Annotated in this window: 14 protein-coding genes; 9 read left to right on the top strand and 5 right to left on the bottom strand. The window is 64.3% G+C overall.

Translation table 11 applies throughout. The annotated features are described in order from the left end of the window. Positions 1-31: 31 nt before the first annotated feature. The 3 genes from TQ38_RS13630 (at position 32) to TQ38_RS13620 (ending at position 3,521) form a co-directional block, all read left to right on the top strand. Positions 32-1,804 carry a GGDEF domain-containing response regulator gene (locus tag TQ38_RS13630; protein ID WP_043971133.1) on the top strand — a complete coding sequence of 591 codons (1,773 nt, stop codon included), beginning with the start codon at positions 32-34 and terminating at the stop codon, positions 1,802-1,804. Positions 1,805-1,960: 156 nt separating this feature from the next. After that, positions 1,961-3,166, top strand: a complete 1,206-nt coding sequence (gene chrA, locus TQ38_RS13625) for a chromate efflux transporter (RefSeq protein ID WP_205316036.1) — start codon at positions 1,961-1,963, stop codon at positions 3,164-3,166. Positions 3,167-3,281: 115 nt separating this feature from the next. Further along, the gene (locus TQ38_RS13620) at positions 3,282-3,521 is read left to right on the top strand and encodes a hypothetical protein (protein ID WP_043971131.1); all 240 of its coding nucleotides are present in this window, start codon (positions 3,282-3,284) and stop codon (positions 3,519-3,521) included. A gap of 61 nt (positions 3,522-3,582) precedes the next feature. Here the strand turns inward: TQ38_RS13620 and TQ38_RS13615 are convergent, their stop codons facing one another. Both TQ38_RS13615 and TQ38_RS13610 read right to left on the bottom strand, forming a co-directional pair. Then, positions 3,583-6,162 (bottom strand): HWE histidine kinase domain-containing protein, encoded by a 2,580-nt coding sequence (locus tag TQ38_RS13615; RefSeq protein WP_043971128.1) that lies wholly within the window; start codon positions 6,160-6,162, stop codon positions 3,583-3,585. After that, a complete protein-coding gene (locus tag TQ38_RS13610) occupies positions 6,155-6,760 on the bottom strand; it encodes a biliverdin-producing heme oxygenase (protein WP_043971126.1) in 606 nt (201 codons plus the stop codon). Before TQ38_RS13610 ends, TQ38_RS13615 begins: the two co-directional genes overlap by 8 nt. Before the next feature lie 231 nt (positions 6,761-6,991). Between TQ38_RS13610 and TQ38_RS13605 the strand changes: the two genes are divergently transcribed. The 4 genes from TQ38_RS13605 (at position 6,992) to TQ38_RS13590 (ending at position 12,651) form a co-directional block, all read left to right on the top strand. Continuing rightward, positions 6,992-7,744, top strand: a complete 753-nt coding sequence (locus tag TQ38_RS13605; protein ID WP_043971125.1) for a Crp/Fnr family transcriptional regulator — start codon at positions 6,992-6,994, stop codon at positions 7,742-7,744. 256 nt (positions 7,745-8,000) lie between these two features. Continuing rightward, a complete protein-coding gene (locus tag TQ38_RS13600; protein WP_043971124.1) occupies positions 8,001-10,484 on the top strand; it encodes a PhoX family phosphatase in 2,484 nt (827 codons plus the stop codon). Between the two features lie 250 nt (positions 10,485-10,734). Further along, positions 10,735-12,153, top strand: coding sequence for an SRPBCC family protein (locus TQ38_RS13595; RefSeq protein WP_370059774.1), 1,419 nt, complete (start codon positions 10,735-10,737; stop codon positions 12,151-12,153). Positions 12,154-12,243: 90 nt separating this feature from the next. Further along, positions 12,244-12,651, top strand: a complete 408-nt coding sequence (locus TQ38_RS13590; RefSeq protein WP_043971123.1) for a hypothetical protein — start codon at positions 12,244-12,246, stop codon at positions 12,649-12,651. Between the two features lie 48 nt (positions 12,652-12,699). Here the strand turns inward: TQ38_RS13590 and TQ38_RS13585 are convergent, their stop codons facing one another. The 3 genes from TQ38_RS13585 to TQ38_RS13575 form a co-directional block, all read right to left on the bottom strand. Then, positions 12,700-13,443: a hypothetical protein gene (locus TQ38_RS13585; protein ID WP_205316035.1), complete on the bottom strand. Its 744-nt coding sequence runs from the start codon at positions 13,441-13,443 to the stop codon at positions 12,700-12,702. A gap of 218 nt (positions 13,444-13,661) precedes the next feature. Further along, positions 13,662-14,201 (bottom strand): hypothetical protein, encoded by a 540-nt coding sequence (locus TQ38_RS13580; RefSeq protein WP_162792253.1) that lies wholly within the window; start codon positions 14,199-14,201, stop codon positions 13,662-13,664. A 56-nt stretch (positions 14,202-14,257) separates the two neighbouring features. Next, positions 14,258-15,307, bottom strand: coding sequence for a DUF262 domain-containing protein (locus tag TQ38_RS13575; protein ID WP_162792252.1), 1,050 nt, complete (start codon positions 15,305-15,307; stop codon positions 14,258-14,260). A 625-nt stretch (positions 15,308-15,932) separates the two neighbouring features. On the opposite strand from TQ38_RS13575, the gene rpsL reads away from it, so the two are divergent. Both rpsL and rpsG read left to right on the top strand, forming a co-directional pair. Next, entirely contained in the window at positions 15,933-16,304 is a 372-nt protein-coding gene (gene rpsL / locus TQ38_RS13570) for a 30S ribosomal protein S12 (protein ID WP_007011879.1), read from the top strand. Between the two features lie 95 nt (positions 16,305-16,399). Beyond that, positions 16,400-16,870 (top strand): 30S ribosomal protein S7, encoded by a 471-nt coding sequence (rpsG, locus tag TQ38_RS13565; protein ID WP_043971117.1) that lies wholly within the window; start codon positions 16,400-16,402, stop codon positions 16,868-16,870. Positions 16,871-16,976: the final 106 nt, after the last annotated feature.

The raw sequence follows: 16,976 nt of genomic DNA, 5'->3' as shown, positions 1-16,976 counted from the left end.
CTGGCTCCTCACCTCGCAAGGACCTCTGCCCATGGATAACCTGCACAACGGTACCCAGAACATCCACGCCCTGATCGTGGATGACGACGACGTGGACCGGGAACGGCTGATGCGCATGCTGCGGCGCGGCCCGCGGGAGATCACCGTGGAACAGGCCGCCTCGCAGGCCGAGGCGCTGGGGCTGATCCGCCAGCCGGAGGCGCATTTCGACATCGTCTTCCTCGATTTCGGGCTGACCGACGGCGACGGGCGCGACCTGCTTCCCGCGATCCGCAGCGAGATCGACCCGGACTGCCCGATCATTGCCGTCACCGGCAATGCGGACGAGCAGATCGCGGCGGACTCGATCAAGTCGGGCATGACCGAATACCTCACCAAGCGCTCGCTTTCGCCCGAACGGGTGGCGGCTTCGGTGGAGGAGGGCATGGCGTGGCGCCAGTACCGGCTGGACCTGCGCCGGCAGGAAGAGGAACTGACTCACCGCAGCCTGCACGATCCGCTGACCGACCTGCCCAACCGCACGCTGTTTTCCGACCGGCTGGGACAGGCCTGCGCCCGGGCCCGGCGCAGCGGCGATCCCTTCGCGGTGGTGATGATCGACCTCGACCGCTTCAAGGAGATCAACGACAGCTTCGGCCATGCCGCCGGCGACGCGGTGCTCATCGCCATCGGCCGCCGCCTGCGCGAACACCTGCGCGAGGTGGACACGATCGCCCGGCTTGGCGGCGACGAATTCGCGGTCCTGCTGCAGAACGTCGACGGCGAGGAATCGGCGCTGGCCGTGGCCGCCAAACTCACCGAGCTGATCTCTCAGCCGATCGTCCATGGCGGGCGGATGCTGCATGTCGGCGCTTCGCTTGGCATCGCGCTGTGCCCGCTGCTGGGCTTCGCGCCTGATGAGCTTCTGGCCGCCGCCGACGAAGCGATGTACGCGGCCAAGCGCGGCGGGAGCGGCGCCAAGGCGGTCCTTGCACAAAGCGACAATTGCGCCGCGCCGCGCGCGCCTGTTCAGGGCGGTATGCTGCGCGACATCGAGCAGGCCATCGCCGCCCGCGCGATCGACTGGCACTGGCAGCCCAAGGTCGACATGCGAAGCGGCCTGATCCTGGGCTTCGAAGCGCTGGTGCGCTGGACTCATCCCCGCAGCGGCCCGATCGCGGCCGATGTGCTGATCGAAACGGTGGAACAGTCACACCTGCTGGAATCCTTCACGTACCTCAGCCTCGACGTGGTGCTGGAACAGTTCGCGAAAGTGCAGCACCTGCTGGGCAATGCGGCGATCTGCATCAACGTCTCGGCCCGGATGCTGGAGCGGCCGGGTTTCGTAAGCCAGGTCGTCCAGACCACCGCGCGGCACGGAGTGGACCCCGCAAGGGTGATGCTGGAACTGACCGAGACGGCGCTGATCGCCAACCCGGCGCAGGCCAAGCGCGTGATCGAGCAGCTTCACAATCACAAGATCTCGCTGGCGATCGACGATTTCGGCGCCGGGTTCACCTCGTTCGGATATCTGCGCGAATTCGCGGTGAGCGAGATCAAGATAGACCGCTCGTTCATCTCGCGCTTCACGGAAAGCCGGTTCGATCAGTCGCTGGTCCACTCGCTTGTCGTGCTGTGTGAAAGCCTGGGCATTCCGCTGGTGGCCGAAGGGGTGGAAAACCCCGAGACTCAGGCGATGCTGGTGGCGATGGGCTGCCATGCCGGGCAGGGCTACGGCATCTGCCGCCCGATGCCTTACGACGACGTGCGCGGCTGGGTGGAGATGTGGAACGCCGATCGCGACGAACAGCGGCTGCGGGCCTGAAAGGCCGCAGGCTCGGATCGAGGGGTGAGAGCGGGCGTTGACTTGCCGGGCGGGTTGAGGCGATAACCCGAACAACGGGCCTGCGCGGACGCCCGTTCAGACGCTCTCGTCCAAGTCCGCTCCATCCGCCGCGATTGCGGCGAGGGGAGCGTGTGAATGACGATCGGAACTTCTGCGATATCGCCGGTGAGGGCGGGGCCTGCGCCCATTACATTGATGGCACTGTTCCTGAAGTTTCTTCGCTTCGGGGCGCTGGCGTTCGGTGGGCCGGTGGCGCAGATCGAGATGCTGCGCCAAGCGCTCGTCGAGGACGAAGGCTGGATCGAGAAGGCGCGGTTCAGCCGCCTGCTGGCGGTTCTTCAGGTGCTGCCGGGGCCTGAGGCGCATGAACTATGCGTCCACATGGGCATGATCGCGCGGGGCCGGATCGGCGGGTTGCTGGCCGGGTTAGGCTTCATGTTGCCGGGGTTCCTGCTCATGCTGGGCGCAGGCTGGGTCTACGTTACGTGGGTGGCCGGCAATACCGGATTCGCGGGCGTTCTTCTTGGCGTGCAGATCGTGGTGCTGGCCGTGATCCTGCGCGCGGTCGTGCGGATAGGGGCGCACATCGTCGAAAACTGGCTGCTCGGCATCATCGCCGCCGTCAGCCTGGTGGTGACGCTGATCGGCGTGCCGTTCTGGGTTGCGCTGGTAGCGGGAGGACTTGCCTATTCCCTTTCGCACCGCCCGGCCGTGATGACGGTGACCGTAGCTGCGGTCATGCTGCTGGCGTCGGTGTTTCATGCCGACGCGCCTCCATCACCGCCGGTGATGGAGGCAGGGCATGCTCCGTTGACCATCTTCGCGCTGTTCCTTGCGGGGCTCAAAGGTGGACTGTTGACGTTTGGCGGGGCCTACACCGCTATTCCCTATGTACGTGCGGATACGGTCGGCCGGGGCTGGCTCGGCGATGCGACTTTCCTTGACGGCATTGCGCTGGCCGGGGTTCTGCCCGCACCGCTGGTCATCTTCGCAACATTCGTGGGATACGTGGCGAGCGGGCCGACGGGCGCACTGGCCATTACCGCAGGCATGTTTCTTCCGGCCTTCGCCTTCTCCCTGGTCCTGTTCGAGAAACTCGAAGCTCTCGTCGAGAACCCGGCGCTGCATCGGATTCTGGAGGGCATCGCAGCGGCGGTGGTAGGGATTATCGCCGCAACATTCCTGCAACTGGGCTACGCCGCCAGTGAGCGCATTTCAGGCCATGTGGTCGCGATCGGGCTATTTGCGGCCGCCCTGCTGACTGTGTGGCGTGTCAAAGGGCCATGGGTAACGCCCGCAATCATCGCGGGAGGCGCGGCCGCCGGGTGGGCTTTCTTCTGATCGCCGCTGCCTGAAGGCATGACCGCAGCCGCAGCTTTTGCGCGCGTGCAGGGAAATACCTTGATGCCGGACATAAATCTCTGCACATCCGCCCGCCCGATTATCTGGAAGTATCATGCAGAAAGTATTGAAGTTTTTAATCGTCATCGTCGTTGCGGCGACGGTGATGTTCGGCGGCCGCTGGTATATGTACGTGGCCCAGGCCGACAGCCCTTATGATGAAGTCGGCATCGCGCTGAACGGTTATGCGCCGGCGCCGCTGCGGGCCTGGGGCTGCCACAAGATGCAGGCCCGTTTCCCGGGTCAGTTGCCGCCTTACGGCTGTGCCGGCGCTGACGGCCGCAGCTGGATGTAATGTCCTGCGGGCTGCCGTTTGAGTGCGGCAGCCCGTTCAGCCCTGAAAAATCAGCCCGACCTCAGGTGCGCACTTTCATTACCCGGCCGATGGCCGCGCGCACGTCGCGTTCGCCGTAGGGCTTGGTCACCACCGGAACGCGCTTGAACTCTCCGGTCTGGAGCGAGCGCTCGCCGTAGCCGCTGGCGAAGATGAACGGGATGCCCCGCTCCTGCAGCGCGCTGGCGATGGGGGCACTGGTGTCCTTGCCCAGGTTCACGTCGAGCATGGCGAAGCTGACTTCGGCCGCGTTCAGCACCTCCATCGCGGTGTCCACTGAACCGGCGATGCGGCAGTCCGAAAAACCGAAGCCGCGCAGAACGTCTTCCGCCTCCATGGCGATGATGACGTTGTCCTCCACGATCAGCGCGACGCCGTCCGCCAGTTCCTCGGTGAAGTCGGCCGCCTGGGGAGGTTCGACAACGGTGTTGTGGCGGGGCGCACCAGGCGTCTCGAAGCTGGAGATGTGATCGACAGGTACGATGAACAGGGCGTGCAGCCCTTCCTCGGGGTAGATCACCGATGCGGAACCGCTAAGTTCGTGGGGGATCGTGCGCTCGATAATGGTCGAACCGAAGCCGCGCCGGGTCGGCGCTTTTACCGGCGGGCCGCCTTCCTCGCGCCAGTCGATCTCCAGCGAACTGTCGTCGCCGCGGCCGAGCACGATCTGGATGACGCCGCGCGAATCCGACAAGGCGCCGTACTTGCACGAATTGGTCACCATCTCGTGGATGACCAGGGCGAGGGTGGTGAAGGCGCCCGGTGCGATCAGCGCGTCCGGTCCTTCGATTACGACGCGGTCCAGGCTGTGGCTGGCATAGGCGGCCGTCTCGGTGCGGATCAGGTCGTAGAGCGAGGAGGGCGACCAGTCGACGCGGGTCACCTGGTCATGGGCGCGGGCCAGGGCGTGGATGCGGCTGCCGACGATCTCGGCGAACTCGTCGATCGTCTTGGCGCCTTCCTTGCTCTGGGTGACGAGGCCCCGGATCAGATTGAGGATATTGCGCACGCGGTGGTTCAGCTCGGCGATCAACATGTCCTGCTGGAGGCTGGCCTGCTCACGCTCGGTATGCGCCGCGTCGGCCAGGCGCAGAACCACTTCGAGCAGGGTGATGCGCAGCGATTCCGCCGTCGATACTTCCTCGCCGGTCCACGCACGGGCATAGCCGCGGCGTTCCTCCTTCCAGATCTCGAAGCTCTTGCGCGGGGTCAGGCGCGAACCGTTGGGCCCCAGTTCGATGGTCTTCTCGGGATTACCGGCCCATTTCACCTCGCGCACGTGTTCGGCGCGGAACAGCACGATGTAATCGCGCGGCGATCGGCTGACGGGCAGGGCGAGCAGGCCGGCGGCCATGTCGCTCCACTCGGCGGCAGGCCCGTAGACCGCGGCGATGTTGTCGGTGGACCATACGGTGCTGGCGCCGGCGGTGTTGAGGAAGCGGGCAAGCGCGGAGAACTGTTCCTCGCTCGGCGTGCTGCCATGGGCGATGAAGCGCCCGTCCACCCAGCCGACCACGCCGTCGAAGGGGATGACCTGGCCGATCGCATCGGTGAACTCGTCGAAGGCTTCCAGCAGCGATCCGCCGCTGGCGACGCGGGCCATGATCTCGTCATGAAGGCGCATCGATTCCGCGCGCTTCTCCAGCGAGAAGTCGGTTTCCTTCTGCTCCAGCAGATAGGCGAAGAATTCGCCGAACAGCTCGGCGGCGGTGCGCACGGAGTAGGACAGGATGAGCGGTGAATAGTGGTGGCAGGCCATCAGCCCCCACAACTTGCCCCGGCGCATGATCGAAACCGACATCGAGGCCTTGACCCCCATGTTGCGCAAATACTCGATATGGATCGGCGAAACCGCGCGCAGGCCCGACATGGTCAGGTCCAGCGGGTCGCCGTTGGGGCCGGTGGCGGGATAGATCGGCACAGTCGGATCGTCGATGTCCGAGATGATGCGCAGCATGTTGCGGGTGTAGAGCCGGCGTGCCTGGGCGGGAATGTCGGACGAGGGGAAATGCTGGCCCTTGAAGCTGTCGACCATGCCGTTCAGGCTTTCGGCGATGACTTCACCGGCGCCGTCGCCTTCGAAGCGGTAGATCATCACCCGGTCGAACCCGGTCAGCCCGCGCAGGTGACGCGCGGCGCTGGTGCACAGCTGCTCGATCGTGGGCGCACTGCGCAGACGCTCTATCATCGGGCGGACGTAGGAGACGAAATCGCGCCGCTTGCCGCCTTCGTGAGGCTCGATCTCCAGCACGAAGGACCGGCCGGAGGGATGGACGGCCACATCAAAGACCTGTCCGTCGCCCAGGAGGTTGATCTCGAACATGCGCTCGACGGCGTTGGTGCTGCCCATGATCTGCAGGCGGGTGCGGATGTCGTGCAGCGCGCTCACGCCGAGGAACTCGGTGGCGGACAGGCCGATGAGATCGCGCGGGGCCTTGCCGAACAGCGCCTCGCAGTTGAGCGAGACGTGGTTGATGATCCAGTCGCTGGAGAACGACAGGAGCCAGCCGAAGCTCTGGATACGGCCGATGATGTGGATCGGCTCAAGGTCGCATGTCGACAGGTCGACCGGGCGGGCGGCGCCCTCTTCGTAATCAGCCATCGGTGCGCTGCCCGGTGAAGATGTCGGCGCTGGCGGCGAAGGCACCCGTGAAAATAGCGAATGCGGCAAGCGCGGCGGTGCGCGCGGCTTCGGCCTGCGCTGGAGTGAAAGTCCGGCCCCGCAGCGTCGGCACCAGCGCTTTCCAGGCCTCGTGGCCGCGTCCGTCGGTCATGTAGGCGGAGCGGAAACCCTCGGCCTCGCCCCAGTAGCCCCGCTGGCGGATCATGGTGAGCCCGAGGCGTGAGCCGCAGACCACATAGCCTACCCCCGCAGCCGCATCCTCGCCGGCAATTTCGGCGGGCGCGTCAAGTACCGGCAAAGCTGCGGCGTCGATGCCCAGCGCGGCAAGGTCGGCGCGCAGCATCGCTGGATAATCCGGGCATTCCAGTCCCAGCCGCTCTTCCACGAAACGGCTGAATACCGGGAACAGCGGCGCCAGGCCGATGGCGTGGGCAGCCAAAAAACGGGCCAGATCAGCGCGGCCCGACAGCGTCAGGGAACCAAACGATGCGTCCAGACGCTCATGGGAAGGGCCCGTCGCCTCGCGCAGGAGGCTCAGCATATCGGGCAATACGGTTGGTCCGGCGTCGGCGTGCATGGTAACCCGCTAAATGCCCTTATGGGCGATTTCAAGCGAACCGTATGGCTCGCTCCGTTCCCGGAACACACATTGCGTTCGAATGTTCCTCAGTAACATAGTAGCACCGCTCCGAAGCCGCGTCTGTGCACTTATGATCGCTCGGGCAGGGTTCCAAGGGAACCGGTTGGGATCACCGGGGTTATCTTTGCCATTGGCCCGCCAACGGGTCTGCCCGTCGAGGACGAACCCATGAGCTCAATCCCGCAGACAAGCCCGGTTTCGGCTGCGGCCATCGCCGGTAGCGACCTGCTTTCGGCCCTGCGCCAGGACGATCTCGCCCTGCTGGAGCCGCGCCTCGTCGAATGTCGGCTGAAGTCTGGCGAGATCATCTACAATCCCGGCGACAACGTCGAATATTGCTACTTCCCCACCGAAGGCGCCATGAGTTCCTACTTCGTCGAGATGGAAGACGGCATGGCGGTGGAAACCATCCTGATCGGCCGCGAAGGGGCGCTTGGCGGCATCGTCAGCGCCGGCTCGCTGCCTGCCTATGCCCGCGCCAACGTCCTGCACGAAGGCGTCTTCCTGCGTGTCAGCGTGCACGATCTCGATGACGCTAAGGACCGCTCTGCGGCGGTCGCGCACTTGTTCTCGCGGTATGCCGATTGCGTCATGGCACAGGTTTTCCAGTCGATCGCCTGCAACGCGGTCCACACCATCGAGCAGCGCGCGGCCAAATGGCTCACCGCCGCCGTCGACCGGATCGGCCGTAACGACGTGACGATGACGCAGGAGCAACTCGCCTCGATGATGGGGATCGGCCGCAGCTACGCCAGCCGCGTCCTGCAACGCTTCAAACGCGACGGTGTGGTGCGTACCCGCCGCGGCGGCATCGAGGTGTTGGACCGCCCCGGCCTCAAGGAACGCGCCTGCTCCTGCAACGACCAGGTCGAAAGCCACTTTCGCCGGGTACTGGGCGATGTGTATCCCCGCGAAGGGTAAGGGTTATCCGCGCGAAAGATTAAGCTCGGCTGGGCGGATGACGTCCGTCCTGCAGGTACTTTGCGAGGATAATGTTTCTCGATTGTAAATACAAATGCCGTATCGCGCACAAATCCGTCGATGCGGCAGGCCGTTCTTTTTGATTGTCTGATTACCGTCAGAATTAAGCCATCGAAATGACATCGAACTTGCGTGTTGTTGTCATGAATCATCCCTAGCTCTCGCCCCCGCGACCAAAAACCAAACGGGGGCAACCATGACCGAGACCACTTCCATCGTCGGCTATTCCGACGGTGACACCGATACCAACGATTCCATCCAGCCCACGCTCGAAAGCATGGCCGCTTCGCGCTATTCGCGCCGGCAGGCCCTGTTCCGCGGCGCCGGTGCCACCACCATGGCATTCATGGGCACCAGCCTGCTCGCCGCGTGCGGCGACGATGACGGCAACAGCGACCTGGGCGCCGTCACGGTTTCGGCGGGCGCGAATGCAGCCACCAGCGCCGGCCGCGTCGTCACGCTGACCGGTTCCGCTTCGGGCACCCTGAGCGACAGCGTCGCACCGCGCTGGACCCAGACCAGCGGCACGCAGGTCGAACTTTCGGGCACCAGCGGCACCGTCACCTTCATCGCCCCGGCCGTGGCCGCCGCGACCGACCTGGTCTTCACCTATACCGCCACTTCGGCCTTCGGTGAAACCAGCACCGCCACCACCACCGTGCGCGTATCGCCCGCCGTGCTGGGCTTCAGCGCCGTGCCCCACAGCCTGGCCGACGTCGCCGTGGTGCCGGAAGGCTACTCTGTCACGATCATGACCCGTCTGGGCGATCCGCTCACCGCGACGACCCCGGCGTACAAGAACGACGGCTCCGACACCGATTTCGCCAACCGCATCGGCGACCACCACGACGCGCTGCACTTCTTCGGCCTTTCGGCCACCGGCACGCCCGACGTGAACAGCTCGACGCGTGGCCTCATGGTCCAGAACCATGAGAACATCACCGAGCAGTACCTCCACGTGAACGGCCCGACCACCACCGCCGGCGTCCGCCCGATGGCCGAAGCCCTCAAGGAGATCGAGTGCCACGGCGTTTCGGTCGTCGAATATGTCGACGGCGGCAACCGCAAGTGGACGTACAAGCAGGACAGCACGTTCAACCGCCGCATCACGCCCAACACGCCGATGTCGTTCCACGGCCCGGCTGCTGGTTCGTCCTACCTCGTCACCGCCTACTCGAACGACGGCAAGACGGGCCGCGGCACGATCAACAACTGCGCCAACGGCGTGACCGGCTGGAACACCAACCTCACCTGCGAGGAAAACTACGCCGGCTACTTCCGCCGCGATGCGTCCGACAATGCCCTGCGCACCCCGCGCGAACTGGCCTCGCTGCAGCGCAACGGCGTCACCAGCACCACGGGCAACAACCGCTGGTCGACCGCTTCGACCACCGACGACCGCTTCACCCGCTGGAACGCGACGATCAGCAGCGCCACCGCGCCTGCCACCGCCGACTTCCGCTATGAGCCGAACCAGTTCGGCTGGGTGGTCGAGATCGATCCCTTCAACCCGAAGTCGACCCCGCGCAAGCGCACCGCGCTGGGCCGCTTTGGTCACGAAGGTGCTTTCGTGCGCATCGCCACCGGCCAGAAGCTGGGCGTCTATATGGGCGACGATTCGCGCGGCGAGTATCTCTACAAGTTCGTCTCCACCGCCACCTGGGCAGCAGCAGACGCCAACGCCAGCGACCGCCTTGCCATGGGTGACAAGTACCTCGACGCCGGCATTCTTTATGTCGCCAAGTTCAACGAGAACGGCACCGGCACTTGGATGCCGCTGGTCTACAGCCCGACCTTCCCGACCCGCCCCGCCAGCGGCGGCTATCCGGCCTATACGTTCGAAAGCCAGGCCGACATCTGCGTCAACACCCGCTTCGCCGCCGACGCACTGGGCGCAACGCCGATGGACCGCCCGGAATGGACCGTGGGCAACCCGGTGACCGGCGAAATCTACCTTACGCTCACCAACTCGAACAACAGCTTCCGCCCGGTCAACGGCACCAATGCCGCCAACCCGCGCTCGTACAACGACCCCAAGGGGCCGTCGAACACCGCGCAGACCGGCAACCCCAACGGCCACATCGTGCGCCTGCGCGAAGACGGCGACAATACCAGCGCGCTGAGCTTCAAGTGGGACATCTACCTCTTCGGTGCGGACGCGACCGATGCCGATCCGGTGAACGTCAACATCTCGGGCCTCACCACCGCCAACGATTTCTCCAGCCCGGACGGCGCGTATTTCTCGCGTTCGACCAACCCGGCCGGCCAGATCAACCCGGTGATGTGGATCGAAACCGATGACGGTGCCCTGACCGACCGTACCAACTGCATGCTGCTGGCCGCGATCCCGGGCCGTGTCGGTGACGGCGGTGCGGTGACGATCACCAACACCAACGGCGGCACCGGCACGCAGGCTACTTTCGTGGGCGCCAAGGCGACCGCGGCCAACCTGCGTCGCTTCCTCGTCGGTCCGGTCCAGTGCGAGATCACCGGCATCGACATGACCCCGGACGGTCGGACCCTGTTCGTCGGCATCCAGCACCCTGGCGAGAGCGGCCCGACGGCCGCGCCCTCCAGCCACTGGCCCGACAGCCAGACCGGGACGCCTGCCGCCAGCGTGCGTCCGCGATCGGCCCTGATCGCCATCACCAAGAACGATGGCGGGATCGTCGGTCTCTAAGACAAGAGCATGATCTGACTGGTTTCTCCCGTGGAGGAGAATGCAGGGGGAGAGGGCGCCGGCGGGCGTCCTCTCCCTTTGCTTATGGGGCTTTGCCTATGGGGCCGGCATCGCCGGGGCGCTGCGCTCATGAGGCTCTGGAAACCGGGAAGGCCTTGGCTTAATAGACAGGGTTGTTGAATAACGATGCGGCCCGGCCATCATGCTCCCGTCCAGAAGGAGCGCGGCCGCGCGGCAAAGGGAGATGCCCGTGACCAAGCCTGAAGCCTTCGAGCCGTCCCGCCTGACAGCCGCCGACATGGACGCGGAAGTGCTCGCCACCTATCCCACCGAGGCGTTCCTTTCGAAGGACTACCTCGCGGCGGAAAAGAAGCAGCTCTGGCCGAAGATCTGGCAAATGGTCGAGCGCGAGAGCGACCTTCCCGATCCGGGCGACTGGATGACCTACGATGTCGCCGACGAATCGATCATCGTCCTGCGCAAGGACGATGGCACCCTGCGGGCCTTCCACAATGTCTGCCCGCACCGGGGGCGCCAGCTCGTTTCGGTGCCGGACATGCTGCCGGGCAAGGTCCACGATGTGCGGGGGAGCAACCGGCGCAGCTTCATCTGCGGCTTCCACGGCTGGACCTTCGATCTCGACGGGCAGAACAGCTACATCCTCGACCCGCAGGACTGGCAGAACAAGCTGACGGCGGAAATGACCTGCCTGTCCCCGGTGCAGGTCGATACCTGGGGCGGCTACATCTACGTCACCATGGACCCGGACGCCGTGCCGCTGAAGGAGTGGATGGGCCGCGCAGGCGAGATCCTCGGCCATTTCGAGCTGGAGAAGATGCACTACAAATGGCGCCAGTGGGCCATCTACGACTGCAACTGGAAGACCGCGATCGAGGCGTTCCTCGAACCCTACCACGTCGCCGGCACTCACACCCAGCTGCTCGCCTATGGCAATTACTATGCGCTGTCGAAGCAGTACGGGCTGCACTCGGTCTCCAGCTACGACACCCGCGACGCCAAGTTCGCGATGAGCGAGAGCGCTGGCACTACCCGCGCCGGCAAGGGCGACGATGCGCGCCTCTCCACCTACGAACTCATCAAGGAAAACTACGAGACGGTGAACTACTCCGCCTCGACCGAGACGCTGGTGAATGCCGCCAGCCGCCTCGTCGACGAACTGCCCGAGGGCACCCCCGCGCAGGAGGTCATCGCCCACTGGATGGCCTCGGCGCGCAGGGACGACGCCGCGCGCGGGGTCGCCTGGCCCGATGTCCCGCCCGCCATCATGGCCGAGGCCGGGCTGGCCTGGGGCCTGTTCCCCAACCAGAACATCCTCCACGGCGTGACTTTCGCCCTGTGCTACCGCGTGCGCCCCTACGGCGACGACCCGAACAAGTGCGTGTTCGAAAGCTACGCCCTCGAACGCTTCCCCGAAGGCGAGGTGCCCGAAACCCAGTGGACTTACGCAGACCCCGTGGGCGAGTTGTGGGGCTCGGTGCTGGCGCAGGATTTCTCCAACATGCAGTTCGTGCAGAAGGGCATGAAGTCCAGCGGCTTTCGCGGTCCTTTGCCCAACCCGCATCAGGAGCAGAAGGTCATCAACCTGCACCGCAACCTCGCCAATTTCATGGGCGGGAGAGGGGCGCCCACCCGGCTGGACATCGGCTGACGGACCCGGAACCCGCGGCCCCGACCGCGCGTTCACCACGAGTACGCACGCGCCCCTTCGCAGGCGCCCGGTCCTCGAAAGGTTGCAGCCATGAACATCAAGGTCGCCGCACTGGCGCTCGCCGCATCGTCCCTCTCGCTGGGCGCCTGTGCCACGGACGGGTACGGCGGCTATGGCGGGGTGCAGATGGGCTACGGCAGCCCCTATGCCTACGATGGCTGGTACGATGGCCACTACGGCTCGATCTACGACGGCTACTGGGGCGGCGACGATTACTTCTACTACCGCAGCAACGAGCGCGACCGCCGCTACCGCCGGGCCGACCGCAACCACTTCATGCGGCAGGCCCCGCAGGGTCAGCATAATTACCGCCAGCAGCACGGCGAATTCCGCCCGCAGCAGGGCATGCACATGCCCCAATGGCGCGGAGACGGAGCCGGGCGCGGCGGACGCGGCGGCGGCGACCATCGCGGCCCGGACCGCCGCGGCCGCCGCTGACCGCGTTCACGCGCGGCAGCAGCGCGTTCACGCGCAGCAATAGCGCGTTCACGCGCCGCAGTAGCTTTCCGCCTCTTCTTCCGCCGCCAGCGCGAAGTCCTGCGCCAGCACGGCTTCGTGGGCGAGGCGCCGTTCGCGCATCTTTTCGATCTTGGCGTTGATGCTGTCGAGCACCGCCTCGGACGAAGGCTGGCGCGCCCGGTAGTCCGCCAGCACTTTCTCGTAGAGGGCGTCTCCGGGCTGCGGGTTGATCCGGGGATCGACCGTGGCAAACCGCCCTGCGCGCCGGGTGCGCAGCAGGAACATCATCAGCGCGGTGTCGTGGCGGATATAGCTGGTGACGACCTGCCCCATGCTCACCACCGGGCGCACCTCGCCCTGGATCGCGCGTTCCAGCGCGCAGTCCTCCAGCCGCATCATGCCCCGGTCGATGGCCGCGTCCCACGCGGCGCTGAACCCTTCCGCGCCCTTGCGGTGGCGCAGTTTGTAGAGCGCCTCCAGGCTCGCCCCGATGGAGCGCGCCGCCTGGGTGACGATCCCGCTGGCGGCGAGCGCGGCGATGAAGGCGCGCTGCCGGTCCGGCGTGATCGAATTGCGGCGCGGCGCCGCGTGGAGATAGGGCTCGAAGCCGAGCAGCGGATCGTCCTCCTCGGGCGGTTCCTCGAAAAAGGCGCTGCGCGACGTCCGCCGCGACGGCTTCACCGACCGGGAGGCAGCGAGCACCCGCTCATCCCCGGCATCGGCGGCAAGTTCGGGCAGGGACGGCGAAAGGTATCGTGTCGATCGCGACATGAGGCAGGTCACTCCATGGTGGTGGAAGGGACGTTCCCGATGGCGGACCTATGTATGGGAGAGCGGGGTGTGTAGGAAAATGGTTTTTGCGGGATGTGGATGTGGGCGAAATGGGCCGGTTGCGGAATGTCCGGTTCGGAGCGTTTGCGCCGAGATTTTGCCGCCCGAGCAGCGTCGTTAAGCTTGGTGCGCGGCGTTGATCGAGGCAAACGCCGTAGCTAGAGCATCGCTCGGCTAACCACCTTCATCGCTGCGCACCAAGCGTCAAAACGACGAACTCCGCCGGCGCCGAAAGGAAATACCGTTGTTTCCACTTTGATAGTGTCGCCTGGGCCGAACCAGTTCAAAGCCCGAAGTTCCAACGCTGAGCTTCGCGAGCGATGTGCGAAAAAATTCCGGGTTAGCCGCAGGTTTTCAAGCGGCCAGGGTGTGGAGCCGATCGCGGCTGCCACGTTGGCAACATTAGCAATATTAAGCCGTCTCGCCGCATTGATCGCATCCGAAGGCCGATACCACTTCGGCTCGAAACGCTGCCGTGTCACCTGAAGGAGATAATGGCTTACAGCTTCGCGCTTTCGATAGGCACTCGGCACGCTCGCCGGCACTAGCCCACCCAAGCCCGAAGCGCGTCCCGTTGCCGACGACAGAATGAAGTTTCGCACATAAATTTCCCAAGCGTTTTGCAGCTGAAACGTGATGTGCTCCGCCTGCCGGCGTTGGGCGGGGTCGAGCGCCCCCCCGCCCATAAGCGGCGCCATCTCCGCATGCAAAGCGTTAACCCGCCGCTCTAGCTGGGCCACAAGACCGCTAAGCATTAGGCGGCGATTGCGTTTACTATTGCCGCAAACCGGGGACGACGGGAACTTATTCGCTGCGTGCTGCTTTTGCTCGCAACAACGAACGTGGCATATGGGCCGTCAATATCGTCGTTCTCAACCGCCGTAGCGAGCAGTGGCAGTCTATTCGCAGCATTCGCATGGCTCAGCCCGACACCGCGCTTGTTTTCCACGTCCGCAGTTAGGGCCGAAGCTGGCAGCTCTCCAGCAACAAACGCAACGGCGCAAACGAGGAGCAGGAAATTCGGCGCGTCGAAGAACGTCGTCTCGCTGAATGATGGTCCGAATGTGCCAATAGCAACGTTCATGTTCTTTTGTACCAGAGCAGTTAGATCGACGAAATATGCCTCGTCCCGCTTAATATTATTTTTATAGAATCCACCGACCTTTTCTTCGCCGCCGTCACCTAGGCCATTCGCAAATGCCATATACAGCTCTGCCACTAGCGTGGTGTTTTTTAGGCGCACGCTGTCACGCAGCGAAACAACATGATATTCGTCCCAAAGCGCTCCGTTCTCGCGCGTGGTGTTCCAGATCGCCCATTTGACAGGTTCGTCATACTTCGCGTGGCGCAGTTCTGCAGGCGTGACCTTGACGCTATAGGAGTTCAGGCGAGCAAACACCTCCAGCACCTCGGCATCCGACGCATTCAGAAGCTGAACCGTCGAGATGTTGTAGGATAGGAAAGCGTCTTTGCGGTCCTGCGAAAGGTCATTGTAGCGCTGCCCCCCAAAGTCGGGACTGCGGGTACTGAGACGAATGCCATTGGCAGCAAAGGCTAGGATCGCGCGCAGCCGTTGCTGGCCATCGACGACTTCACGAATAGATGATTGCGTAACCGCGTCGATACGCGTGCGGATATAAACGGCCGGGATGGGAAGCTCGCGCAGAATGGTGTCGATCAGGAATGACTGCGCTTGGGGTGTCCATACCGAACCACGCTGAAACTGCGGCTGCAGTTCAAGTTGCTTCTGCCTGTCCCATGTAAGAAAGTCTGAAATTGAGAACGTCTGTGGAATGCTCGGCATGGGTTCCTCCCGCCGGACGTATGCCATCGCCATCGTGTGCTCACCAGCTAAATTCAGGCAATGGGCATGTCTTAGCCTCGGTAATAATCTGAGTGTCTGCTTTCAGGCGTGGGAAAATCTCTGGTGAATGCCCGAAACGGGCGCGAAGCTGCCAGGCCCCTCAGTCCTTGACCCAATCCCCCCAATCCCCTACAGGCCCGCATCCCTCGCGGGTCTACTCGCGGTGGACGACATAGAGCTGAACATTGCCATTCCGGCAGTTTTCCGTGGAGTTCCAGCGGTTTCGCCGCTGCGGACAGACCTTGGAAGGCACGTCCCTTTTTCCGATTCGCGTCGGGCAGGGCGGCAGGGTGGCAGAGTAATCCGGTAGCGCCTCGCGCCGGGTGGAGTGTTTTTCGGCTCACGTTCGCGGCCTTCATGGTCTGCGCAAACCGATGGTGGTTCCGGTCTTTGCCGGGGCGCACGCGGTTCGCGCATTCCTTCATCGCCGCTTCGTGAACCTTTTCGCACTCTTCCTTTCGCAAGGCTTATCGGCCCGGTTTGCAGAACCGGGGTGCGATCGGTCCGTTCCGATGATTTTTTCGGAGCGCATCCATCGCACTCCCAATTTGAAAGAAGAGTATAGATGCCCACTATCAACCAGCTGGTCCGCAAGGGCCGCGAACCGCAGAAGGCCAAGTCCAAGGTTCCTGCGATGGAGCAGAACCCGCAGAAGCGCGGCGTTTGCACCCGCGTTTACACCACGACCCCGAAGAAGCCGAACTCGGCACTCCGCAAGGTCGCCAAGGTGCGTCTGACCAACAGCCGCGAAGTCATCTCCTACATCCCGGGTGAAGGCCACAACCTGCAGGAGCACTCGGTCGTGCTCATCCGCGGCGGCCGCGTCCGCGATCTTCCCGGCGTTCGCTACCACATCCTGCGCGGCGTGCTCGACACGCAGGGCGTGAAGGATCGCAAGCAGAGCCGTTCGAAGTACGGCGCCAAGCGTCCGAAGTGATCGGTCGCGGCGCTTTCATCGCGCCGCACGATTGTAGAGATTGACCGGGCGGCGGGGCCTCAGGCTCCCGCCCGAAAAAACAAGGAATACATGCGATGTCACGTCGTCGTCGTCCCGAGAAGCGGATTATCCTTCCCGATCCCAAGTTCGGGGATCTCATCCTGTCCAAGTTCATGAACAACCTCATGTACGACGGCAAGAAGTCGATCGCCGAAGCGATCGTCTACGGTGCCATGGAAACCATGGAAACCCGCGCCAAGTCGGACCCGATCCAGCTGTTCCATGACGCCCTGAACAACGTCTCGCCCCAGATCGAAGTGCGTTCGCGCCGCGTCGGTGGTGCGACCTACCAGGTCCCCGTCGAGGTCCGTCCCGAGCGCGCACAGGCTCTGGCGATCCGCTGGCTCATCACCGCGGCGCGCAACCGCCCCGAGACCACCATGGCCGCACGCCTCTCGGGCGAGCTGCTGGATGCCTCGAACAACCGCGGCAACGCCGTGAAGAAGCGCGAAGACACGCACCGCATGGCGGACGCGAACCGCGCCTTCTCGCACTACCGCTGGTAACTGCGCAGTGTCGCCCGGATGCCTCTCGTATGGGATGGTCATTCGGGCGTCACACTATTATTTCAGGGGGCAAGGTCTTATCTGAAGGCCGCTCTCGCTCCCAAAA

Source organism: Novosphingobium sp. P6W (assembly GCF_000876675.2).
In the GTDB taxonomy this organism is placed as follows: Bacteria; Pseudomonadota; Alphaproteobacteria; order Sphingomonadales; family Sphingomonadaceae; genus Novosphingobium.
This window is presented reverse-complemented; position numbering and strand designations above follow the sequence as displayed.